Genomic DNA, 24109 nt, shown 5'->3' with positions numbered 1-24109 from the left:
CTTGGTAGTTTTCCTCACTTACCCGCCCGGCGGCCCCTCGTATGAACCTTGCCCTGGGCATACCTCAAGGTGTTCGTCATGAACCAACTTTCACAAACCGCAATAGAGGAGTTCAAAACCAATTTTTCAGGAAGCGTGATTCTTCCAGAAGATAAACAATACGAGGAAGCGCGTCAGATATGGAATGCCATGATTGATCGCAGACCCTCCATGATTGCCTGTTGCACTTCACCTGACGATGTTGTTCAGTCCTTAAACTTCGTACGCCGGCACGATCTCCCTTTCTCCGTGCGCGGCGGTGGTCACAACATTGCAGGCACCTCTGCCTGCGACGATGGCGTTATGATCGACCTCTCGCAAATGAAGAGAGTAGACATTGATCCAGAACTTCACCTTGGATACGTCGAGCCAGGTTGCAACCTGGCGGACTTCGATGCCTCTGCCCAAGCGTATGGTCTTGCTACCCCACTGGGCATCAACTCCACCACGGGTGTGGCCGGTCTGACCTTGGGAGGAGGATTCGGTTGGCTAAGCCGAAAGTACGGCATGACCATCGACAACCTGCTTGGCATGGACGTCATTACCGCCGATGGCCAACAGTTGCATGCCAGTGAATCGGAAAACGACGACCTTTTCTGGGGGCTTCGCGGTGGAGGCGGTAACTTCGGTATCGTTACCCGTTTCGAGTACCAATTGCATCCGGTAGGCCCGAATGTTCTATGCGGTCTTATCGTCTTTCCCTTCGACGAAGCAAAATCGATCATCACACAGTTCGCCCGCTTCACGCAGACGATGCCAGACGAACTCAACGTGTGGATGGTGACGCGCAAGGCGCCCCCCTTGCCTTTCCTGGCCGGGGCAGTACACGGGAAAGAGATTGTCGCTCTTGCCATTTGCTACGCAGGCGACCCCTTAGAAGGCGAGAAACACATCGAACCGCTTAGAAGGTTTGGTAACGCATACGGCGAGCATATCGGTGTGCAGCCATATATCGACTGGCAAAAAGCGTTCGACCCACTGTTAACGCCAGGGGCACGCAACTACTGGAAGTCTCATAATTTCTCGACGCTGGCAGAAGAGCCGATCGATGCTATCATCGAATACGCTGGTGCCCTACCGTCTTCACAGTGCGAGATTTTTATTGCCACGATAGGCGGTCAAACAGGCCGAGTGCAACCCGAAGCGATGGCGTACTCGAACCGTGATGCTAATTATGTGATGAACGTGCATGCTCGTTGGGAGACGGCCGTAGAGGATGAACGCTGCATTGCCTGGGCGCGTGAATTCTTCAACCGGTCACAGCCTTATGCCAGTGGAGGTGCCTACGTCAACTTTCTGACCGGAGATGAAGCTGACCGCACTGCCTTCGCCTATGGAGCGAGCTATGAGCGGCTGGTGGCGCTCAAGAAGAAGTTCGATCCGACAAACCTCTTCCGTATCAACCAGAATATCCTCCCGACCTGAATGCATTTCGCGTCATAGCGCTATAAGCTTTAGAGTTCAAACTGTGCAACCCCCTGAAAGCGTCGCGGTTGTTCACCTGCGCTGGCACTCTGCTCCTTCGAAGTCGTCCAGCGCTTGCCAATGATGAGAAAGCTTCTCTGAGACAAGAACATGGCCCTTGATTCTCCAGGCTTTCCACGTTTCACCGATCTTCTTCATGACGTTTTCATTAGGACGTCCTGAACCGAGGATCCCAGAAATGAAAAGGCGCTCCATGGTATGGCCCCAAGCGGATGGTGGTAAGGGGTGGGAAAGTTTAGTGACACAGATTAGTCAGGACAAGTCCAACACGAGACTCCTAAGATGATTAGTCCAGCCTGGCTGTCGATGATGAAGAGTCATGTCCCCACCATTCCAATGCATAGAAAAGTTTACGGAAATTCTTTACGCATAACCTTCTTCATAGGGCGTTAGGGAGGGCAAGGCGCCGCATATAAAGAAACGACCGAATTGTATTCCTTCAGATATCGTCCAGAAGCAGTCTTTGAGTTAACTCCGTTCACAAGTGAGTTTTTAGAATACCACCTTAGCGTCAGCTCTGGCGCTAAGATCAAAAACTGCGAGAGCACCCATTCTGCTCAGTTCCTGCACGTCGATTCGAGCGGGAATCCTACATGGATGACCCGGCTCCCAAACACCGCCCTCCATCCGTGGTGCATTGAAGGCGGCAATGAGGTGGCCACATCTCGCAGGGCTATTCCAAGCACCCTTTGTTCGACCTCTCCATCGTAGCAATGCCGGGAGAGCCGCCAGAAAGCGAGCAAGTAGTGACGGTAAGACCCGACGGCGGTCTGGAGCTGCTCGATAGTGTGGATATTGCGGTGGTGCCTGGCTGGCATGACCTGAACGAAGCCCCGCCACCCGAGTTGGTTGCGGCGCTCGTCCGCTGTCATGACCGGGGCGCCCATGTGGTGGGGCTCTGTTACGGCACCTATGCCCTAAGCCTATGCCGGGCGGCTTGATGGCAGGCGGGCATCAACGCACTGGATTGCTGAGCAGGACTTCAGAGCCCGATTCCCAAAGGTCAAGCTGGTCACCAATGCACTCTACGTGGAGGAGGATCAACTGGTGACCTCGGCGGGCACGGCCGCTGGCATGGATTGCTGCTTGTGCCTGGTGCGCGAGTATTACGGCGCGCAGATCGCCAACAAGATTGCCCGCGTCATGGTGGTTCCGCCGCATCGGGAAGGTGGGCAGGCACAGTTCATTGAACAACCGGTTGCCGTCTCCACCCAGGATGCCCATATCAATCGCCTGCTCGACTACCTGCGCGAACATCTGGCCTCCTCGCACACTATCGACGAACTCGCCGCCCGAACGGCCATGAGTCGGCGAACCTTTACGCGCCATTTTCATAAAGCCACCGGAATGACGGTCGTAGAGTGGCTGGTCAACGAGCGTTTACGGCGCGGGCGCGAGCTGTTGGAAACCACCTCCTTGTCGGTAGAAGCCATTGCGGAAAAAAGCGGCTTTCACACGGCAACTTCGTTTTGGCAACATTTCAGGCAGCGCCATCAGGTCAGCCCCCGCGACTGGCGCAAGACCTTCGGCGACAATGCCTGACTGTCCTGCCAAACTCCTCCAGTCAAAACGGCAGAATTGGCGCTGCGTACCCCTTCTCAAAGCAAAGGAGTTGCAAATGAAGCACCATGAAAAACTTGGACAAGTTGGGCGCAAAAGCTTTTCCCTGCTGGCTCGGCTCGGCCGCTACGAACTGGCGATGCTGCTATGCGTCGCGGTACTTTCCGGTGGGATTTGGGGGTTCATCGCGCTGGCCGACGAAGTTATCGAGGGGGACACCCGTAGCATCGATGAGAGCCTACTGCTCGCCCTTCGCAACCCCGCAGATATTAGCGACCCGATCGGGCCGGGCTGGGTTGAGGAAATGGGCCGGGACTTCACCGCACTGGGCGGTGTCGGCGTGCTGGTACTCATCACATTGGGTGCCCTGGGCTACTTGTTACTTGCCAGGCACTATCGCGCGGCTCTCTTTGCCTCAATCGCGGTGCCCGGTGGCATACTTCTCAGCACCGTGATGAAGCTGGGCTTTGACCGCCCTCGCCCCGATCTCGTGCCTCATGAAGCCATGGTCTATACCGCGAGCTTTCCCAGCGGCCACTCAATGATGTCTGCCGTGACCTACCTCACCCTGGCAGCGCTACTCATTCGCGTACAGCCCGCGCTGAGGCTAAAGGTTTACCTTTTGATACTGGCGATATTGTTGACCCTGCTGGTGGGCATAAGCCGCGTTTACCTTGGGGTTCATTGGCCGACCGATGTACTTGCCGGTTGGACGGCCGGGGCTAGCTGGGCAGCACTGTGCTGGATCGTGATGCACTGGCTTCAGCGGCATGGGCAGTTAGAACCGGAAGAGAGCAGTTCCAGCATCGAATAACGTGGCTCAAACAGCGCTGGGTAACACAGAGAGTATTGCACAGCCACCTGGAAGAACGAATATTTAGCTTGAAGCCGATTAAAAGGGGCTGATGACATCCAGACCAACCAGCCACGCCAGTGCACTACTTGCAAAATCAGCGCTTTTTGGGCGTTCTGTGAGGAAAATAGCCGCTTAAAAGCCAGCGTAGAATATTGCTCGGTTCAATTATCGGACAAAAAAATAACTTTAGTCACAGCTAACAAATAAGCTTAACCCTATAGAAACAAAGAATTAGCTTGTAGTGGAGCAAGGTGCAGTCTGTCTACTTCCTGAAGATTTCATATGGCCAGGGTGAGGCCAGCCTTTACGTTTTAGCAGAGTATTAACTATATACAATGCGCGTCGACACTTTATGCGCTAACATCAGCTCACGGAAGCTGGTTTCATACAGCTTAACGGGTCAACTAATGGATTAATAGAGGCAAATAGCATGAGCAAAGGAAAAGACAGTAAAAAAGACACTAAAAAGAAACCCCTTCTAACAGCCAAAGAAAAGAAAGCTGCTAAATCATCAAAGAAAAGCGAAACCAACGTACTAGGTAACTAAGCGAGCCTAACTAAGCACTACCGCTCCCTGCTAAGACTAAATAGCAAAATGCAGTAGTGTTAGGCGTTGCTTATGATAGAACGAAACTTTGTTACCTTACATAATTTCAAACAGCCCCTTCACACTCTTGCCTTTCACTTTTAATTGACCACTACACAAACCACGCCAATAAAAACTGCAAAGGTAAGCGGGCATATAAATACAGCCTGGGTATATCAGAATATTGCTCAGGGTATAATGTAATATTTATATCAGCAAATATCTGACGGTGCTTTTCAGCTTAGGGAGATACAGGAGCAGTTGCACCGCTACACGAAGCAACACGCCTGCCTAGCGTCCTGTGTAAGACTTAATCGCCACTCCAGAACTCACCTATATAGCGAATGGTTTCACACATAAAATCTACATTTACCTTAAATAAAAAAACGCTCAGGAAAACTAGGTGGAGAGGAAGGTAAACCGCCCAGCCACGCTCTCGTAAATCAAGGACTCGACCTCAAGCGAACAAGCAGGCATGGTGAGTATTATTATCCACCATCAGCAAACCAACAGGAGGTTACGCCAATGCTGAACTCTCTTACTCAAAACCTGTCTCAAAACCTAGGCAGGATGGGGCTATTATCGCTCTTGGCGTTGTCCCCCAATGCCTTCAGCCAACAACAACCGGGGGCAGCCTCCGGTAATGATGTCACTACCGAGTCGTTTCAGGATTGGGAAGTTCGTTGCCAGCGTAGTGCCGAGGGTCCGAGCCCTTGTGCGATGTCGCAATTGATCACTCAACCTGACAGCGACCAGCCCTTGATGCAGGTAATTCTCGACTACCCGCCCCAGATCGATGACCCGGTGATGAGCTTCTTCGTGCCGCTAGGGGTACGTCTGGCCCCGGGCTTGCAATTCAGTGTGGATAACGGTGAGCCAATCCAATTCCCCTATCAGGTATGCCAGGAGCAAGGGTGCCGTGCTGACGTGCCCATTGAAGCGGCAATGTTGCAGCAACTCCGCAGTGGCAATACAGCAACCCTCAGCATGATTAGTCCACGCGGTGAACGCATGGACATAGATATTTCGCTGATCGGCTTTACCGACGCCAGTACCCGCATCGCGCCCTGATCTTAGGGGCCTTGCCCGACAAAGCCGGCTAAAAGGGCCGGCAAGCCTACTAAGCCGTTGCCAGCAGGCGTATGTTTACGCCTGCTGCCGTGGTGGCAATTACAGAGGTTACGCCTTCATCATAAGCCAACTGCCATCCCTCACCGAGGCTACCCGCTAACACAACTACTGGAACACCCATTTCCCGTGCGCAGCGGGCAATGCCAATTGGGGTCTTCCCTGCCATACTTTGACCGTCTAGCCTTCCCTCGCCGGTAATGACCAAATCGACAAGCTCAAGTCGTTGTCGAAACCCGACCTGGGTCATCACCAATTCAATACCTGGACACAGCTCCGCCCCGAGAAAGGTGCGTGCCGCGAACCCCATCCCTCCAGCAGCCCCTGAACCGGGTAATTCACGGAAGTCATTTCCCAGAGTCTCAGCCACCTTGCTGGCGAAATGTGCTAGTGCAGCATCCAATATGACGACATCTTTTTCGCTAGCGCCTTTTTGAGGGCCGAATACAACACTGGCACCGCGCTCACCGACCAGCGGATTATCTACATCCACGGCGGTCTCAACGATCACCTCAGACAGACGCGAATCAAGTCCATCAAGCTCCACTTGAGCAAGATTGATCAGAGCCGCCCCACCGGGCGACAGAGGTCGTCCTTGGTCATCAAGCAATCTTGCCCCTAAAGCCTGCAGCATGCCTGCACCCGCGTCGTTGGTCGCACTCCCCCCTAGCATGAGTATTATGCGCTTAGCACTCGCGTTCAGAGCGGCGATAATCAGCTCACCTACCCCATGGGTGGAGCTATGCAGTGCCGTGCGCTCCAGAAGAGTTAGGTGCTGCAGACCACACGCTTCAGCCAGTTCAATATATGCTGTGAAATTAATGGGATGCCAGCCCCACGCTGCCTGACGAAGTTCTCCCAAAGGTCCCTGCACCGTCTGGTAATGCCGCTCCGCTCCTGCTCCTGTAGCGTCAATCAAAGCATCCAAAGTACCTTCCCCACCATCGCCCATCGGGCAAGCATCATACTGTGCAGATGGTAAAGCTCTACAAATACCGTCAGTGATCGCGCTGACGGCCTCGCTAGCCGAGAGAGCATCTTTAAAGCTATCTGGCGCTAGGATGATGTGCATCGCTCACCTCCTCTAGGTTCTCCTTAGGATGGCGTGCCGAGCGGCGGGTGCTGTTTCGCAGCATTGGCGTTACCGGGAGCATGATGTGCTCCGTATTAATGTCGATCTGATTGATTTGTGCCATCAGTAGCTCAGTAGCCTTCAAGACCATTAATTCCACCGGCTGTTTCAGGGTTGTCAGGGAATGACTCGGCCAATCCGCCATCGGTATATCGTCGAAACCAATGACCGATACGTCATCAGGCACTGCAAGCCCGAATTCATGCCGCAAGGTATCAATAGCAGCGATTGCCATCAGATCGTTAGCACAAAACAGCGCATCCGGTGGTGTTGAATTAGCAAACAGGCGCCTCGTTGCATGGCAGGCATCTGCGTACCGGTAGTTACCGACCTCCATCGCATAGCAATCCACACCCACATCGGCAAGTCCTTTCAGAAAGCCGGCTTGCCGCTGGAGGTCGGTGGAAGAGTCTGGCAACCCTGCCAGATAGGCAATACGGCGATGACCAAGGGAGGAAAGGTAGTGACCTGCCCAATACCCCCCGCTGTAGTTATCACTGCCGACTTGGCTTATACCATCAAAATTGACAGTACGATTGATGACAACGAAAGGAATACCAAAATTCGCCACCTCCTCTGCCTGGGCGCTATCCATGGTTATCGCCAGCATCAGCACCCCCTCGACTTGGCTTCTAATTATGTCGTCAATTACCGTAGCGAAACCGTTATCTGACGGAGCAAAGAAAAGCTGAAGATGGTAGCCCTGTTGCTGAAAGTAGCGTGACGCCTTTTCCAGCATGACACTGTAGAAAGGATTTTCGAGGCTGTAAGCCACTACAGCAATGGTACGACTCGATCTGGTAATCAGCGAGCGCGCAATGGAGTTGGGGCGATATCCTAGCTCCCGGGCTGCCTCCAGCACCCTTTTGCGCGTTTTCTCCGCCACCTTGGCATCAGCTGAAAAGCTGCGACTCACTGCTGACTGAGACACACCAGCTAACTTCGCCACATCGCGGGAGGTTACGGATTTTCTTTTCATGCATCACGCTCCCAGAGGGCCGTTTAGATTATATACAGCCCGATTCATCAGAACCAAAGGCAGTGACTTACCGTACTCACTCTCAAACCTTTTCAAGAGACCGATACTGGTCGATCTTTTTCACGTAAACTTTGCTGTTATCTAATGCTCCTTGCACTTCATCATCGGTTAGCTCTCTGACCACCTTAGCGGGCACACCCATAATTAACGAGCGTGGAGGGAATCGTTTGCCCGAGGTGACCAAAGCGCCGGCACCTATGATGCAATGATCACCAATTTCTGCGCCATTGAGTAAAGTTGCGTTCATGCCCACCAGTACGCCATCGCCGATTTTACAACCATGTAACATGGCTAGGTGCCCTACGGTCACCTGACAGCCGATGTCGACCGGGTAACCAGGGTCGGTATGTATCACACAGCCATCTTGCAGATTGCTGCCTTCCCCGACGGTGATAGGTTCATTATCCCCTCGTAGCACTGCGCCAGGCCAGACAGAGACTTCGTGAGCAAGATGAATACGCCCGATAAGCGTAGCTTCTTCCATCACCATGGCACCTGGCGCTATCTCGGGAACGTTACCTTCGAGTCGATATACTGGCATTAAGTACTCTCCCTAGAAGCCGACTTGGTCGCCACCTTTAAGTTGAAGTATCTCGCGTGCTTCGTCGGGCGTTGCTATTTCAAAGGAAAGGCCTTCGAGAATTTCGCGTACTTTGGCTACTTGTGCTGCGTTGCTTTCGGCTAACTTGCCCGGAGAAAGCCATAGTGAGTCTTCAAGGCCGACGCGAACATGGCCTCCAATGGCTGCCGCCTGAGCAGCAATCCGCATCTGGTTGCCTCCGGCACCCAGCACTGACCACTCGTAGTCATCACCGAATAAGCGGTTGGCGGTTCGGCGCATATGCATAACATCCTCGGGGTGGGGGCCGATACCGCCCAGGATGCCGAACACACTCTGCACGAAGACTTTTCCACTAATAATGCCGCGATCCATCAAATTGCGTAAATTGTAAAGATGGCCAATATCGTAGCATTCACATTCAAAGCGAGTGCCGTTCTCTGCACCAAGTGTCATGGCCTTTTCGATATCAGCGAAAGTGTTCTTGAACACTAAGTCGCGACTATTCTCAAGATGGGCGCGCTCCCAATCGTGCTTGAGATCCTCATATCGGTTAAGCATGGGAAAAAGCCCAAAGTTCATCGACCCCATGTTCATAGAGGCAAGCTCAGGCTTAAACTCCATGGCTGGCCGCATACGTTCCTCAACGGTCATGTGAGGGCTGCCACCAGTGGTAAGGTTGATGACCGCGTCGGTAGCTTTCTTGATACGCGGTAGAAACCGCTCGAAGACAGCTGGATCTTGTGTGGGCTTACCGTTATCGGGATCGCGGGCATGAAGGTGAAGTATGGAAGCGCCTGCCTCAGCGGCAGCGATACCAGCCTCGGCAATCTCTTCAGGTGTTACCGGTAGGTGTGGCGACATGGAGGGCGTATGGATGGCACCGGTTACTGCACAGGTGATTATGACTTTACGTTTATTAGCCATCAGAAGTTTCTCCTAGTTAAAGTGAAAAAGTTATTTGGTATCGATATGGCGCTGATGAGCCATCAGCGCCATTAGGCGTCGGTCGCGCCAAGCTTGTCGCTCAGCTAGACCTTCGGAAGGTAGCTGTGACCGGCGTTCTTGGCCCAAGGCAGCCAGGGTTGCGGTATCCCAGGGGTCATCATCGCTGCGCTGACGGTCGACATCGCGGTAAAGTGGCCCATAGCGCTGGCCGTAATCGACGACTCCATTAGGCGCATTGAGGTCGATGGTCTCGAAAGGCCCCATAAACGACCAACGCAGGCCAAGTCCGTGTTTAACTGTCTTATCCAGATCCTCAGCGGAAACATAGCCATCGCGAAACAGGCGTAGCGCTTCGTTCAACAATGCGCCTTGCAAACGATTGAGAATGAAGCCTTGGACTTCCTTCCGAACCAGTATCGGGGTTTGCTGAGCCTGTTCCATCAGTTGCATGGTGCGGTTCACCGCTGCTTCCGAAGTGTCAGGTGATGGGGCTACTTCGACGAGTGGAATCAAGTAAGGCGGATTGACGGGATGTGCTACTAAGCAGCGCTCAGGGTGTTTCAGATGGTTTGTGAACCGAGACGCGGCGATGCCGGAGGTAGAGCTAGCCAACACGGTATCTATGGCCACCACCGACTCAAGTTCTGAATAGATACGTCGTTTGGCATCAATGTCTTCTGGCCCACATTCCTGAACGTACTCAACATCCCTCATAGCATGCGCCAGATTGTTTTCTGTCTGGATGAGAGATAGCGGAACCTCAATATCTTCAATTAGGCCAGCCTGAAATAAGTCTTGAAGAGACTGCCGAATGCCGTCTCGGACTTGGCTGAGAGCGCTAGCATCAACATCATAGAGACATACAGACATCCCGCTTCGTGCAAAGACAATGGCCCAAGCCCGGCCAATCAAGCCTGCGCCGATAATTCCTATACGTGCTGTCATGAGGCTGCTCCTATATCAGTCACAAAGACTCAACGTTGGCGCAGACACTCAGCGCCTGGCCTGAAACATTGGAACCACCAGGTGCCGACAGGAACAGGGCCATAGACGCTATGTCGGAGGGTTCAACCATGCGTCGCATAGATATCTTAGAAAGATTTTCCTGCTCCATTTCGGCATAGCTAAGCCCACGCTTGACCGCACGATCTTCAATGACCTTTTCGATACGCGGTCCACGCACGATGCCAGGTAGAATTGCGTTGACTCTCACCCCTTCTGGGCCGAGCTCAATTGCCAAGCTCTTAGTCAGTCCGACGACAGCCCATTTGCTGGCGGCATAAGGAGTGCGGTATGCAAAGCCCAGGCGACCTGCGACTGATGCCAAGTTGATCAACAGCCCCTGGCTTTCCTTCAGTAACGGCGTCGCGCGGTGAGCAACCCGGTACTGACCATTGAGATTGATGTCGATAGTACGGGTCCAGGCGTCATTATCGATCTCATCGATCCCCGCAGTGGGCCCTGCGATGCCAGCATTATTAACGACGACGTCAAGCCCACCCAGAGAGACGACATCTTGGAACAGCCGGTCGACGTCTTCCTCTTTGCTGACATCCGCCACAGTGTGTGAGATGCCCTCCGGCAGCGAGGCCAAGGCCTGGGTGTCGATATCACAAACGTGCACTCGTGCGCCCGCCTCCTGGAAGGCCTTAGCGATTGCTAAGCCGATACCATTGGCACCAGCGGTAATCAGCACTCTGAGGCCATGGCGTGGCGTTAAACTTTCTACAACGGTCATAAGGTTTCTCTCCTTGGAGGGGTTTACAGCGAAGGCAGCCAAGTAGACAGGAAAGGCAGCAGGCTGATAATCAGAAGATTGATGAGTACGATTCCTACGAAGGGCAGTACGGACCAGGTGAGTCGAGCGATACTAATATTAGCTATCTGTGATGCCACGAAGAGGTTAAGGCCGACCGGTGGGGTGAACATTCCCATGGCCAGGTTGACCACCATTATGATCCCGAAGTGGACAGGGTCGAATCCGAAGCTGATCGCAATGGGTAACAGGATAGGCACGAAGATCAGGATCGCCGCTGCTGCCTCAATAAACATTCCTGCAAACAACAGCAGGAGATTGGCCAGGATAATGAACAGTAGTGGGCTGTCGATGGCCGATATTGCGAATTGGGACACCATATCAGGCACCCTTAGCCGCTGAAGCATACGACCATAGAGTCCTGCAGCGCCGATGATGCTTAGCACAATAGCGCTGGTAACAGCCGATTGTTTGAGGATATCAACCAGGCTGCTCAGTTTGATTTCCTTATAGATGACAAACCCGATCAGGAAAGAGTAAGCCACCGCGATGACTGCGGCTTCAGTCGGCGTGAATATGCCACTGTAGATACCGCCCAAGATGATGACTGGCATAAGGATTGCCAGGATCGCCTTGCGCCCCGCCCGCAGGACGTCCATCCAAGAACTCTTTTCGATACTCCCAGCCAAACCATTCGCCTTGGCGAAGAAGTAGGCAAAGATCAGCAGAGTCAGCGTTACTAGGATGCCGGGCAGAATGCCTGCGATGAACATGTCCCCCACGGACACATTGGCAGCTATCCCGTAAAGAATCAGCGGGATGCTGGGCGGGATAATGACGCCGAGGGCGCCGGAGGCAGCTTGGTTGGCGGCGGTATAGCCTCCAGGGTAACCCTTGGCCAGCATGGCCGGTATCAAGATGGAGCCGATGGCAGCGGTTGTGGCTGCGCCAGATCCTGATATGGCCGCGAAGAAAAGTGAAGTGACGATGGCCACCATCGCCAAGCCGCCCGTCATACTGCCGACCAGGGTGTTGGAGAAGTCGACCAGACGCCGGGATATTCCACCGCTCTGCATCAAGGAACCCGCGAGGATGAAGAAGGGTATCGCCATCAACGGGAAGGAGTTCACCGAAGCGATGAGCTGTTGGGGAACAATCAACATGGGTGATAAATCCCCATGCCAAATAGTTATCGCAGAAGCTAGCCCGAGAGAGAGAGCAATGGGTACGCCGATGATGAACAGCGAAATCAGCAGTAGGAACAAGAGCAGTGCCATGGTCAGTTCACCTCCTGCTTGGGCTGATTGTGAATATTGAGTGCCTCATCAAGCAACAGCCCCAGGCTATTGATCATGATAACCACGCCTCCAACGGGAATGGCCATGTAAGGCCACATCATAGAAATTCTAGTACTGGGTGCTGTCTGGCTGGCGACCCGATCCATCAGGTCGTAACCGTGTTTAATCAAGATAAAGGCGAAGAGAGCGGAACACAGGATGATGGCAATTCGCAGCAGGCGCGCCAGTGTTCTTCCAGCGTGTTCCAGTAAGATGTCCACGGAGATTAGTGTGCCCTTGCGATAGGCATATCCAGCTCCGAGAAAGGTCAACCAGAGCATGGAGAAGCGGGCTATTTCATCTGAGAAGAACAGCGGGCTGCCTACGACAAAACGGGCAAATACCTGCCAGAAGATAAGTACCGTCATCACTAACAACAATCCGGCCAATATCCAGCCGATCAGACGGTTAAACTCATCAATGGCTCTGTGGGCCAGTAGTAGATAAGACTTCATGGCTGCCTCATGCGTCGGAAAAGCGCCCGCAGGACGTCGTGTTACCTGCGGACGTTGTGGGCTCAGTATTCGTAATTGACGGCAGCGTCGACCAGATCCTCACCGATGGTGGGGGCCCATTCTTCAAGGACAGGTTTGACCGCTTCGCGAAACGGGGCAAGGTCGGGATGGGTTACGGTCATGCCCAATTCTTCGAGTTGCCCGAGGTAACGCTGTTCTAACTCCTGGCTGGCCTCACGCTGTACCGGCAAGGCAATCTGGGCCGCCTCCATGATGATCGCCTGGTCTTCTTCGCTGAAAGAATTGAACAGATCCAGGCCCATCATCAGTGGCGCTGGCGAATAGACGTGTTGTGTCATGTTCAGGTAGTCCTGAACTTCGTAGAAGTTAACGTCATAGATGGTGGCCAAGGGGTTTTCCTGGCTATCCATAACACCTTGCTGGAGGGCGGTGTAAACCTCGGTCCATGCCATGGGTGTCGCGTTAGCACCCAGTGCTTCCCAGGTATCGACCTGGACGCGACTTTCCTGTGTGCGGTGGTTAATGCCTTCCAGATCGCTGGGTTTCTCGATTGGACGTACCGAGTTGGTGTTGTGGCGGAAGCCGTTCTCCATCCACGCCAGAAACTTCACGTTCATGCCTTCCTCGGCCAGCCGTGCGAGCTCCTCGCCATGCTCGCTGTCTAGAAAGGCATAGGCATGCTCGTGGTTCTCGAAGACGTAGGGTAAGTCAAAGAGCATGAATTCATCGACGAAGCCTCCCATCGGACCGGTGGAGGAAATGCCCGCATCGATGATGCCAAAGCCCATGCCTTCAACGACTTCGCGTTCAGCACCCAATGCGTTGTCGTAGTGGGGCTCAATGGTCAGTCGGCCTTCTGAGAGGCGCTCAAGCTCGTCACCAAACTTAAGAACCCCAATACCCTGCTGTGAGTCAGGGCCGAGCGGTAGACTCACATTGATAACACGTTCTGCTTGTGCAACAGCTTGGGTTGAAGCGGCCAAAGCGATGGCAGCGGCCAAAGATGTGAGCGGAAGAAAAAGCTTCATACAGCACTCCTAGTTGTAATCCAGCAATAACGCTGTGCGTATTGTCGTTGTAGTCTGTCAGTTGCTTCATACGGGCCTCAGCCGTGATTCTGCAATACTGCTCAAGCCCAATTGAAGTTATAGTAGAGAATGCATACGTATGCAAAAATGTTGGAAATATGCCTTTAAAATCTAGTTGTATCTAACTGATTAAAAAGGAATATACTTTAGTATTAGCCGTGAATACGTAGTCATATATGTTTAACAAATACGGGGTTCATTATTAATATAAGCAGAGTGAAGTAATACGCAAGCTTCCCTGGATTACTTTTTAAAAGGTAATCAATAGCTTATAAGCAAAACGTTGAATGAAGGCAGAGACTCTGCCCCCAATACAATACACCCCACTGTCCGAGACAAAATCTGTCAGGTCTGACTAATGAACAGAAACTCATTTCACTGGGATGCATAGTGCGGTGCTCTTAGATTGCTCTGAGTTGTTGCGTCAGCAGTTTATGGGGTTTCGGTAACAACGAGTTAGAATGTCAGCTTTGAACGGTAGCACCCATACAGGAATTTCCTGTTTCGGCCAGAAGCCGCCATTGAGACTTTCCTGATGTAACGCCAACATTCAGCAGCGGCCTTTACGTAGCGAAGCGGAGAAAAGGCCATCCGGTGGAGGGCCGAAGGCCCAGAACGAACTAGAACTAATGGTTAGATTAAAACAATATCCGCACGGCCTGAGCTGCCTGATGGGGAATCAAAACCGTAAGAGGTGGAGCCTAATGAGGTTTCGCGAGCAGGTGCTGAAAGTCGCCGCCACGCTCACCATGCATGCATTGCGGGTGACCTTGCACCTGGGAGCCGCCGCCGACAATTGGTGGCCAACCCTAATGCGAGGAGGGCCAAGATTGGCCGCATTGTCCTAACCGCCACCACGACCGCCTTTCTTAAGGCATCGTCCAGTGGTCGAGGGGGCCGTGAGCAAGCGCCCCGCCCTCTTTACTTGATATTATAAGCGACAAGTATTTAGAGAATAAATGAGCATATGTGGCGGTGCTGCCATGTCGTTGGCAGAAGAATAAGAACCGGAAGCGTGCGATCAGCCACTTTAACAAGACCGTGATGAATCACACGGGTTACCAGTTGACGGTTATGACCACGCTGATCATTGGGGTGAAGAAAACAGGTCTGTCCCCATTTTTGTCCCCCATTTTCGATACCGGAAGCGAAATGCAGCCGTTGGTCTAATGTTAGAAGAATGGGTATGTGATTTTCGACCTACGGACATGACTGATGACTGACTACTTTGTTCAGGCGTTTATCTACCTGGTGGCAGCGGTAATCGCGGTGCCACTGGCCAGACAGTTCGGGCTGGGGTCGGTACTCGGTTATCTGGTGGCCGGTGTGGTCATAGGACCGGTGACAGGACTGGTGGGTCAGGAGGCCCTTACTCTTCAGCATTTTGCCGAGTTCGGCGTGGTAATGATGCTGTTCCTGGTGGGGATGGAGCTTGACCCAAAATCCCTCTGGGCCATGCGGGTCAGGCTGCTCGGTCTTGGCGGCCTGCAGGTCACACTGACTGCAGCCGCCGCCACCTATTTTGCTTGGTCCCAGGGGATGGCCTGGCAAACAGCCGTGGCAGTAGGGTTTCTCTTCTCCCTCTCTTCAACAGCGATTGTCTTGCAAACACTTACCGAAAGGGGGCTAGTCAAAACCGAAGGTGGCCAGAGTGCCTTCTCAGTGCTGCTTTTCCAGGACATTGCAGTGATTCCCATGCTGGCCGTTATCCCGCTGCTGGCCGTGTCCGAAATGTCCGGTAGTGGCAGCGAGGGCGGGCATAGCAGCCTCAGCCTGGTTGAGAACCTGCCGGGCTGGGCGCATGGGCTGGCCGTTGTCGGCGCGATCGTGATCGTGATTATCTGTGGCCATTACCTGAGTAGGCCGCTGTTCCGCTACGTGGTGCAATCCGGCATGCGGGAAGTATTCACCGCCGCGTCCCTGATGCTGATTATCGGCATCGCGGCGCTCATGAGCCTAGTGAACCTCTCACCTGCGCTCGGCGCATTCCTGGCCGGTGTGGTCCTCGCCAACAGCGAATTCCGGCACGAGTTGGAAGCCAATATCGAACCTTTCAAGGGGCTACTGCTGGGGCTTTTCTTCATGACCGTAGGCGCGGGAATCAATTTCGGCGTTCTGGCGGCTTCATGGGATACGATCTTTCTTCTCGCCCTGGCGGTTATCATTGGCAAGACGCTGATTCTGTTTGGCTTGGCTTTCGCATTCGGCATCCGCGGCAGTGAAGGCTGGTTGTTCAGCCTCGGGCTGGCCCAGGCCGGTGAGTTCGGGTTTGTGCTGCTGACCTACAGTACCCAGAACCAAGTTATCCCTGCAGACACCGCTCAGGTGCTGTCACTGGTGGTGGCCCTGTCCATGTTCCTGACACCGCTGTTGTTCATTGTCTATGACCGGGTGGTGCTGCCACGCTATCAGAAGGCTTCCAATGAAGAAGCAGAGCCGGACGAGATAGAAGAGCAGGCCCCGGTGATCGTGGCAGGGGTCGGCCGCTTCGGACAGATCGTGTGTCGTTTGCTTCGCGCCAACAACATTCCCAGCGTAGCCCTGGACCATGCTCTGGATCAGATCGAAAATCTGCGCCTGATCCAACTGAAAAGTTACTTTGGCGACGCCACCCGCATCCAGCTACTGGAAACCGCCGGCATTGCCGAGGCACGCCTGCTCGTCGTCGCCATCGATGACCGCGACCGGGCCGTGAGCCTGGTGCGTCACGTCAAACAGCTTTACCCAGAGGTCTGGATACTCGCCCGCGCCTTCGACCGCGGCCATGGTTACGAGCTGCGTGAAGCCGGCGCCGACGACGTGGTGAGCGAGACCTACTACTCCGCCCTGGAACTCGGCGGCGAGGCCCTCACGGCCATGGGCGTCCACCCACAACGCGCGCGCCGGATGACCCGCTCCTTTATCGCCAGCGAAAAAGCCCACGAAGATCAACTGTTCGACACATGGCGCAATATAGAAGAAGGCATCCACTTCAGCCCGCGCTACGGGGAGTTGTTCATGAAGCTCGAAGAGGCATTGGATCATGCCATGCGGGAGGACGTACGGCTAACCGAGGACGAAACACTGGCATGGACACCACCAAAGAACAATGGTTGATCGCGAAAACAAAGAGATACTAGAAGGCCGTCCCACGTTTGGTTGCGTCTTTTAATTGTCGACGCGCATCAGCGCTTATCCGCTTCTTGGTTGCGGCGTCGCTGCCGGTAGCCATAAGTAGCGTTTCTGACGGTTTCTTCATCTTCTAATCCGGCCCCCAGGGCACCAGCGATGGTGGCAACCGAAGTCGCGAGCCAAGCAAGGGCAGTATAATCTAGAAGGCTGGCCGCTTGGCCGAGTTGCTCTTCCAGCATGTTGACCGGAATGAAAACGAGGACCGTGAAACAGAACAGACCCAGTAGGATCGTATAATAGAATATAACCCCAGTACTTAGCGTCAGTACAGTGACCGTATTGTAGAGGCGAACCAAGTGTGGCAGTGGGGAGTTTCTTATCGACTCCCAAAGAGAATGCGCAAGTATGATCCAGGCGATCATCGCCACCATGGAGACTCCCATCAGAAGAACAAGGCGAGGCCAACCATAATTGGCGCTGAGATTCCAAAGGGTGGGAAACACTAGGCCATAGGCACCGGTCGCGAACGCTACGGCGATGACGCCTTTGAAAGCAGGAAAGATGGTCCAGGGGCGGTTGGCGCGAACCATGCCGGCCAGGATGCGAAGATTGCCGTTAATCCATGAATCAGCAATGAAGCGTACGTCGAAGGACTCTCCCTCGCCCGATCGCGTGACCCGCCGTATCGGGAACAACTTCTCGTAGAGGCGTCTGCCCAGTAGTTGCCAGGCACCTTTGCCACGCAGGCTCTCGTGAACTTTATAGGATTGCTCAGTACGCTGCTCTTGGCGAGCACGGTCCTCTTCCGAGCTGCCATGATGCAATTCGTTGACCAGTTGCAGAATCGCTTCGCTAAGGCGACGGCGTACCGCGGTAATGCCGAAAGCGGGTAATGAGATTATTGCAACGCCATGCACCATGCTGGTTTCAGCTATCACGAAGCGTCCAGACTTGTGGATCGGCAAATCGGTAATGCAAATCGCGTAGTCCCACTGCTGATGCCGCTTGTATTCGAGAATACTCCCGATGATATAGGTGGAAACCTCTGCAGCGCCGATCAACGGATCAACGATGAGTTGAACCTCCCAGCTCAACCGGTCATCTACGTAGTTGGCCAGAAGTTCGGGTAACTGGTCGATTACCTTTTCGGCCATCTCAGCGGACATCTCCGGAGCAGGTACTAGGCCCACCACTTTTCGGCATGGGTTAACCGTCTGGATCCCTTCTGCTGCGGGCTGCTTGGTGTAGACCTCGTTTTGAGCTTTGGTCATAAGCGCTCCTTGACGACGTAGCTAGCGGACTTAGGAGTGGGACCCTGTAAAGCCCGCCTAGTATATCCAAGCTTAGATGAAGATCAGCATAGCGCGACTCTCGCTATAGTCATTGGAGAAATTGAAACCGGGCCCCATCAGCCGGCCATGCTCGCTGCCCTATCTCTACCCCAAGAGATTAGATGACTGGGTCCATTAAATGCTGGCATCCCTACCGGACGCTCCACGATTACCCCATTCCGCGTTTCAAGCCGGTAGATAGTATTAAGACTTTTACAACGCCGTGGAATCGTCGTGGGCATGTCTGATCCGACGAACCCTCCACCAGATCAACAGCATCACGACGGGTACCAGTACCGACATCACCGGTGTGACAACATCGTAAATGAATGGAATTCCCTTCAGGAAATAGCCTGAAAGACTCACGACGTAATATGAAATTGCTGCCACAGACAAGCCTTCAACCGTTTGCTGAAGACGCAATTGCAGCTTGACTCGGTTATTCATCGACGCCAGCAAGTCCCGATTCTGGCGTTCCAGTTCGACATCGACCCAGGAGCGCAGTAGTGAGATGTTTCGGGTCAGTTCGTCGGAGAGCTTGGCCTGGCGCTCTTTAACCGAAAGGCAGGTTCGCATCGCAGGCGCAATACGGCGCTGAAGGAAATCCCGCCAGGTGAAGTATCCGGATACGCCCTCCTCCACTAGCGCTGCCAACCTCTCTTCAACAATCTCGTAGTAAGCCCGACTGGCGCCAAATCGATAGAGATTTGCAGCAACGCAGGCCTCCAGTTTTGCCGCCAGACTGGTCAATTCTGACAGAAGGAGGTGGTTGTCACGCCGCGCTTCCGAGTTCGTCGACATCTCATCAGTCATCATGGCCAGTTGTGACTCTATGCTTCGCAGCTCCTTCGTCATTGACCTGGTCAATGGCAACGACAATAAGGCCAAAGTCCGATAGGTCTCAATCTCCAGAAGACGTTGCGCCAGCGCCCCCGCTCGCGCGGGTTTCAAATCACGCGCAAGGATCAGGATGTGCGTCAGGCCGTCTTCATCCTGTCGGAAATCGGTCAGGATGGCAGCGTTCCCACTTTCTACCAGCGAGTAACAAAGGCTGGAAGGATCGAAGCGATCTACCTCCTTCTCAGTATCTGAATTCCATGGAAGAAAGGTCAGGCGCACGCCCGATACCACCGGGCCGGGAGGGATGAATCCATGCTTGAACGGATTCTCGCCGCATGGTTCTCCGGTTTCGGGATCAAGCTCGGCACACCACAGATACGTCGAATACTCCGAGTGCTTTTCACAATGCAGGTCTCCGTCTTCCCAGGCCAAGCCATGAAATGACGTAGATTGGTCAGGCTCAGCCACGCGGAGACGACCAGACAACTCATTCATTGCCAACTTATCCTTGGTCAGATCTCCTCCCCTCATGAAAGCGAACTGCAACATCTCCCTCGGGGCCTGAATCATGAGGAGTGGGCGTGCATGCACTTCGTTCACGGCCGCAGCCCTGTCGGCATAAGCCGGCATTCCATACACCGTATCGCTTGAGGCCGGCTGATCGTTCGGATTGTGGATCGACTCGGCCATAATGACCTCGGTTGACGGGTAAAGGAAATACAGAGCGGGACTCTAGTAACACTATAGCTCACTACGCGAAGCCCTATGTGCATACCGAAGCCCTGACCGGCTTATACCGACATGGCGAAGTCAGGTAAAACGAATTGGCCGATTTCCTCAACGACCTCGCCGGCAGGTCGTTGGCCGTATTTCAAATTGATAATCACATGGTTTACGCCGATCTCCTGCAAACTGTGGAGCAGCGCAATAAGGTGATGCCGTCCCAGTTGATACCCCAAATGGATCGGCCGTGGGGGTGTCTGCGGGTTATCTGTCAGGTCGAGGTAAAGTGACTGGCTGAAGGGTTTGAACAGCTCGCCACATTCATCACGAACCGCCGTGCGCCAGCTCTCGACAACCGCTTGCTGGGACTTCGGGGGGCGCGGATAACTGATCCACCCATGACTGTAGCGGGCGATCCACTCCAGCGTCTGGCGGCTATGGCCGGTCACGAAGAATGGAATTTCCGCTGTGGTTGGCTTGGGAATCAGATCGGCTCCCTGAAGCGTCCCGCCCGACCAGGTCAAAGGCACGAAACTGCTGAGCTGAACCTCGCGAAATACCTTGAGATATTCGCGGAATAGGCTGCCGCGTTGCTCCGGGTCGACACCGAACGCCGGGAACTCTACCGGACGGTCACCGGAAGCTACGCCGAGTAACAGACGGCCACCACTGAGTTGATCGACACTCGTTGCGGCCTTGGCAGTGTGCAGGGGATTACGGATTGGCAGGATGACCGACGCGGTACCCAGCGCAATCGAGCGAGTATGTGCGGCCATAAAACCCAGGTAGACCCAGGGATCGAACACCTGGCCCGAATCCCCGAAGCTGGGGTCGCGTAACGGCACGTCCCGAAACCAGAGAGCAGAGAAACCCAGTTGCTCGGCACGTTGGGCCAAGCTTACCTGGTTGGTCATAGTCGGCATATCGCCGGTAAAGGCTTCGAGAGGGAAGAAAAGGCCCAGGCTCAGGCGGCCTTGGCGGTAGGTGCGCTGAAAGCCAGCTTGTTGCTGATAGGCAATGGAATTCGGAGTAAACATGCTCTTTCCTCCATTTATTCCCGCTGCAAGGCGGCGAGACACTGCGAGACGGTCGAGTACACCGGGTCTATCCCATTATCCCATTAGTCGCTTCTCCCCTGGCCGCAGCTTCCGTGGCTTCGTTACTCCGGTTCGGAGGCAGGCACCTTTGTTTCCTTCTCCCAGCGGATCTCACTTCGCCCCTTGTCGTAGACGAAGCGCAGGCTATCACCTTCTTCTATGTCGCCCTGCAATACGGCACTCGCTAGGCGCGTCTCGATCAGGGAACGGATCTGGCGACGAAGTTCGCGCGCACCGAATTCCGGCCGGTAGCCGACATCCGCCAAATGGTCGATGAGCGAGTCGTCGAACTCCACCGTCAAGCCCTGCCCGTGCGCGAGACGCTTCACGCGCTCGAGCTGCAGGCCTACGATGTCACCGATTTGCTTGCGATCAAGTGCGTGGAACACGATGATCTCATCAATGCGGTTGATGAACTCCGGGCGGAGATAACGACGGAGCACGTTCAACAGTTCCGACTTCAATTCCGCGTCGTCCTTGCGCTTGCCTTTCGGGGCCTCGAGGTTGTCCCGGATAACATCGGAACCGATGTTGCTCGTGGCGATTATGATGGTATTGGTGAAGTCTACGACACGCCCTTTGCCATCAGTGAGCCGCCCATCCTCGAAGACCTGCAGCAGCACGTTCTGGACATCCATATGTGCTTTCTCGAACTCGTCCAGAAGAACGACACTGTACGGTTTTCTGCGTACCTTTTCGGTAAGCTGCCCCCCTTCCTCGAACCCGACGTATCCGGGAGGCGCCCCGATGAGGCGCGCGACCGTATGCCGCTCCATGTACTCGCTCATGTCAATGCGGATCATCGCCTCTTCATCACCAAAGACCGTTTCCGCAAGGGCTTTGGTCAATTCCGTCTTTCCCACTCCCGTGGGTCCGAGAAAGAAGAAGGTTGCGATGGGACGGCGGCGGTCGCCCAGCCCGGCGCGAGACAAGCGCACGGCATCGGATACGGCTCTTACCGCCTCGTCCTGACCGACTACCTGCTGATGCAGGCGCTGTTCCATCTCCATCAGTCTGGTGCGCTCCTCCGTGGTGAGCTCTGCCACCGGAACGCCGGTCAGGCGCGAAACGATCTGCGCCACATCCTCGACGCCCACCTGGTTGGCGCTGGTGCTCCGGGTCGTGTTCCATTCCTCCAGGCCTTGGTCATAGTCGCCCTGGTGTTCTTCGATACGAGCTTCCAGCGCGCTCGCGCGCTCGAAATTCTTGCGGTTGGATGCGTAGTCACGCTCGCGCCGCAATTGGTCGATCTGCGCACCGAGCTCATGAAGCTCCGGCGGCCTTGAGGTGCCACCGATTCGTACCCGGGCAGCCGCCTGATCTATCAGATCGATGGCCTTATCCGGCAGGAACCGGTTGGTGACGTAGCGGTCGGCCATCTCCACGGCGGCGACAATCGCCTCGTCGGTGATAGTCACCTTGTGGTGAGCCTCCAGCCGATCCCTAAGCCCTCTTAGGATATTGATGGTCTGGTCAATCGTTGGTTCGGCGACGAACACCGGTTGCAGCCGCCGCTCCAGCGCAGCGTCTTTTTCGATGAGCTTCTGGTATTCGCCCAGCGTGGTCGCCCCGACCAAATGCAATTCACCACGCGCCAGTTGGGGCTTGAGGGTATTCGCGACGTCCAGCCCGCCTTCGCCCCCGGTCGATCCTGCGCCGACAATGGTGTGCAGCTCGTCGATAAACAGCACAATCTCGTTTTGATGGGACGTAATCTCGTCGAGGACTTGTTTGATCCGCTCCTCGAATTGGCCACGATACTGGGAGCCCGCCACCAGCGAGTTGATGTTTAGCTCAACCACCCGTTTGTTCTGCAACAGGTCCGGCACTTCGTTGTGAACAATTCGCTGCGCCAGCCCTTCGACGATGGCGGTCTTGCCGACCCCCGGCTCACCGATAAGAACAGGGTTGTTCTTGCGGCGCCGGGAAAGAACCTCGATCAGGGTCTCGACCTCGGCCGCTCGCCCGATCACCGGGTCGAGCTTGTCCTCGTTAGCCAATGCCGTAAGATCCCGACTGTACTTGTCCAGGGTGGGCGTGTCGCTTTGCTCCGGCAGTCGCCCCTCCTGTGCCCCCTTTCCGACCACCTGCACAGCCTTCTGCCGAAGACCGTGTGCAGAGAGACCATAACGGTTCAGCAAGTCGCTGGCTAGTCCCTCCTCCTCGGCCAGACCGATCAGAAGGTGTTCGGGACCAATATAGCCATGCCCGAGGTCTCTCGACGCCTGGAAGGCGCGCTGTAGCGCGGCTTTCACCCGTGGGGAAACTCCGATCTTTGTAGGCCCGTCCGTTTCAGGTTCGCTCGCAGCTTTGGGTGTCAGTTGCTCAATCTGGGCCTTGAGTTCCTTGGCCGACAGCTGGTATCGCTTGAGGAGCGCCTGCACCACATCGTTATCGGCCAGCGCGTAAAGCAGGTGGCTGGTATCGATGAGCTGCGAACCCCACTCCGTCGCGGTAGCCGCGGCTTGCTGCAGAATCTGCTCGCTTTGCTCGCTAAGCAGGTCACCGAGGGCGACCGATTCGCTATCCTGCGGCCGGCCGTTCTCTCGACTGGCGACACTGCCAAAGCCGAAATTCTCGTCTCGCGCCAGCCGCTCGAAGAAATCGTCGGCGAGTAGCCCGCTTCCAAAAAGGGATTCAAACGGAGAGGCACTTCGTGCTCTCAGGCGCAAATAATCCGTTTGGCATACGTTGAGGGTGCGTCTTCGACCGGCTTGTGAAACGGTGACCTGCAGAGCCGCAGGGCGTTGCCGGCAGATATCGCATGATACTTGGGGTGATTGTTCCGCGCTCTTGCCCATGATGCCTCCGTTGTACCGTTGTGTGGCTTACAACAGTCGTATAGGAACGGCTAAGCCTTGGAGAAGGGGCGGAGCCCAGTGAAACCTGGGAGGGGGCAGAGCCCGGGAGAAGATTAAATAAGTATAGCCCGAGGTAGACTGAAAGCAAGGCGGCACGAAGCAGCAGGACCCCGCCATCCCGGGCGAATGAACCGCCAGCACCAACTCCATACCCTGG

The 24109-nt window shown here is 54.6% G+C and carries 20 protein-coding genes and 1 pseudogene; 8 read left to right on the top strand and 13 right to left on the bottom strand.

The window, feature by feature from the left end; all coding sequences use genetic code 11:
* Nucleotides 1-78: 78 nt before the first annotated feature.
* The 5 genes from LMS44_RS09570 to LMS44_RS09550 all read left to right on the top strand — a co-directional run bounded on the left by LMS44_RS09570 (nucleotide 79) and on the right by LMS44_RS09550 (nucleotide 5597).
* A complete protein-coding gene (locus tag LMS44_RS09570; RefSeq protein ID WP_022523763.1) occupies nucleotides 79-1464 on the top strand; it encodes an FAD-binding oxidoreductase in 1386 nt (461 codons plus the stop codon).
* An 806-nt stretch (nucleotides 1465-2270) separates the two neighbouring features.
* Nucleotides 2271-2465 (top strand): hypothetical protein, encoded by a 195-nt coding sequence (locus tag LMS44_RS09565; RefSeq protein ID WP_199105108.1) that lies wholly within the window; start codon nucleotides 2271-2273, stop codon nucleotides 2463-2465.
* Between the two features lie 133 nt (nucleotides 2466-2598).
* Nucleotides 2599-3066, top strand: coding sequence for a helix-turn-helix domain-containing protein (locus LMS44_RS09560; RefSeq protein WP_278371347.1), 468 nt, complete (start codon nucleotides 2599-2601; stop codon nucleotides 3064-3066).
* A 76-nt stretch (nucleotides 3067-3142) separates the two neighbouring features.
* The gene (locus LMS44_RS09555; RefSeq protein ID WP_278371346.1) at nucleotides 3143-3898 is read left to right on the top strand and encodes a phosphatase PAP2 family protein; all 756 of its coding nucleotides are present in this window, start codon (nucleotides 3143-3145) and stop codon (nucleotides 3896-3898) included.
* Between the two features lie 1153 nt (nucleotides 3899-5051).
* A complete protein-coding gene (locus tag LMS44_RS09550; protein WP_278371345.1) occupies nucleotides 5052-5597 on the top strand; it encodes an invasion associated locus B family protein in 546 nt (181 codons plus the stop codon).
* 49 nt (nucleotides 5598-5646) lie between these two features.
* Here the strand turns inward: LMS44_RS09550 and LMS44_RS09545 are convergent, their stop codons facing one another.
* The 9 genes from LMS44_RS09545 to LMS44_RS09505 all read right to left on the bottom strand — a co-directional run bounded on the left by LMS44_RS09545 (nucleotide 5647) and on the right by LMS44_RS09505 (nucleotide 13929).
* Entirely contained in the window at nucleotides 5647-6726 is a 1080-nt protein-coding gene (locus LMS44_RS09545) for a glycerate kinase (RefSeq protein ID WP_278371344.1), read from the bottom strand.
* On the bottom strand, nucleotides 6701-7765 hold the full coding sequence (locus tag LMS44_RS09540) for a LacI family DNA-binding transcriptional regulator (protein WP_008957891.1): 1065 nt from the start codon (nucleotides 7763-7765) through the stop codon (nucleotides 6701-6703). Before LMS44_RS09540 ends, LMS44_RS09545 begins: the two co-directional genes overlap by 26 nt.
* A gap of 82 nt (nucleotides 7766-7847) precedes the next feature.
* Entirely contained in the window at nucleotides 7848-8366 is a 519-nt protein-coding gene (locus LMS44_RS09535) for a gamma carbonic anhydrase family protein (RefSeq protein ID WP_159176686.1), read from the bottom strand.
* Between the two features lie 12 nt (nucleotides 8367-8378).
* Nucleotides 8379-9311, bottom strand: a complete 933-nt coding sequence (gene kce / locus LMS44_RS09530; protein ID WP_008957889.1) for a 3,5-dioxohexanoate:acetyl-CoA acetone transferase — start codon at nucleotides 9309-9311, stop codon at nucleotides 8379-8381.
* Between the two features lie 30 nt (nucleotides 9312-9341).
* Nucleotides 9342-10277, bottom strand: coding sequence for a 3-hydroxyacyl-CoA dehydrogenase (locus LMS44_RS09525; RefSeq protein WP_022523773.1), 936 nt, complete (start codon nucleotides 10275-10277; stop codon nucleotides 9342-9344).
* A gap of 19 nt (nucleotides 10278-10296) precedes the next feature.
* Nucleotides 10297-11070 (bottom strand): SDR family oxidoreductase, encoded by a 774-nt coding sequence (locus LMS44_RS09520; protein WP_022523774.1) that lies wholly within the window; start codon nucleotides 11068-11070, stop codon nucleotides 10297-10299.
* Nucleotides 11071-11093: 23 nt separating this feature from the next.
* The gene (locus LMS44_RS09515) at nucleotides 11094-12365 is read right to left on the bottom strand and encodes a TRAP transporter large permease (RefSeq protein ID WP_008957886.1); all 1272 of its coding nucleotides are present in this window, start codon (nucleotides 12363-12365) and stop codon (nucleotides 11094-11096) included.
* A 2-nt stretch (nucleotides 12366-12367) separates the two neighbouring features.
* The gene (locus LMS44_RS09510; RefSeq protein ID WP_159176684.1) at nucleotides 12368-12880 is read right to left on the bottom strand and encodes a TRAP transporter small permease; all 513 of its coding nucleotides are present in this window, start codon (nucleotides 12878-12880) and stop codon (nucleotides 12368-12370) included.
* 62 nt (nucleotides 12881-12942) lie between these two features.
* Nucleotides 12943-13929 (bottom strand): TRAP transporter substrate-binding protein, encoded by a 987-nt coding sequence (locus tag LMS44_RS09505; protein ID WP_159176683.1) that lies wholly within the window; start codon nucleotides 13927-13929, stop codon nucleotides 12943-12945.
* Between the two features lie 668 nt (nucleotides 13930-14597).
* On the opposite strand from LMS44_RS09505, the pseudogene LMS44_RS09500 reads away from it, so the two are divergent.
* From LMS44_RS09500 to LMS44_RS09490, 3 genes and pseudogenes are all read left to right on the top strand, one after another.
* Nucleotides 14598-14837: pseudogene (locus tag LMS44_RS09500) on the top strand (IS1380 family transposase); the annotation flags it as partial.
* 121 nt (nucleotides 14838-14958) lie between these two features.
* Nucleotides 14959-15159 carry a hypothetical protein gene (locus tag LMS44_RS09495; protein ID WP_053857072.1) on the top strand — a complete coding sequence of 67 codons (201 nt, stop codon included), beginning with the start codon at nucleotides 14959-14961 and terminating at the stop codon, nucleotides 15157-15159.
* 45 nt (nucleotides 15160-15204) lie between these two features.
* A complete protein-coding gene (locus tag LMS44_RS09490; RefSeq protein ID WP_022523779.1) occupies nucleotides 15205-17085 on the top strand; it encodes a monovalent cation:proton antiporter-2 (CPA2) family protein in 1881 nt (626 codons plus the stop codon).
* Nucleotides 17086-17153: 68 nt separating this feature from the next.
* Here the strand turns inward: LMS44_RS09490 and LMS44_RS09485 are convergent, their stop codons facing one another.
* The 4 genes from LMS44_RS09485 to LMS44_RS09470 all read right to left on the bottom strand — a co-directional run bounded on the left by LMS44_RS09485 (nucleotide 17154) and on the right by LMS44_RS09470 (nucleotide 23892).
* Nucleotides 17154-18371, bottom strand: a complete 1218-nt coding sequence (locus LMS44_RS09485; RefSeq protein WP_498947239.1) for an MFS transporter — start codon at nucleotides 18369-18371, stop codon at nucleotides 17154-17156.
* Nucleotides 18372-18644: 273 nt separating this feature from the next.
* On the bottom strand, nucleotides 18645-19961 hold the full coding sequence (locus LMS44_RS09480) for a DUF3422 family protein (protein ID WP_278371340.1): 1317 nt from the start codon (nucleotides 19959-19961) through the stop codon (nucleotides 18645-18647).
* Nucleotides 19962-20062: 101 nt separating this feature from the next.
* Entirely contained in the window at nucleotides 20063-21031 is a 969-nt protein-coding gene (locus LMS44_RS09475) for an LLM class oxidoreductase (protein WP_278371339.1), read from the bottom strand.
* Between the two features lie 122 nt (nucleotides 21032-21153).
* Nucleotides 21154-23892 (bottom strand): ATP-dependent Clp protease ATP-binding subunit, encoded by a 2739-nt coding sequence (locus LMS44_RS09470; RefSeq protein ID WP_278371338.1) that lies wholly within the window; start codon nucleotides 23890-23892, stop codon nucleotides 21154-21156.
* Nucleotides 23893-24109 lie beyond the last annotated feature (217 nt).

The organism is Halomonas profundus (assembly GCF_020865425.1).
GTDB classification, from domain to species: Bacteria; Pseudomonadota; Gammaproteobacteria; order Pseudomonadales; family Halomonadaceae; genus Vreelandella; species Vreelandella titanicae.
Note: the sequence above shows the minus strand (reverse complement) of the source record. Positions and strands in the feature narration are given on the sequence as shown.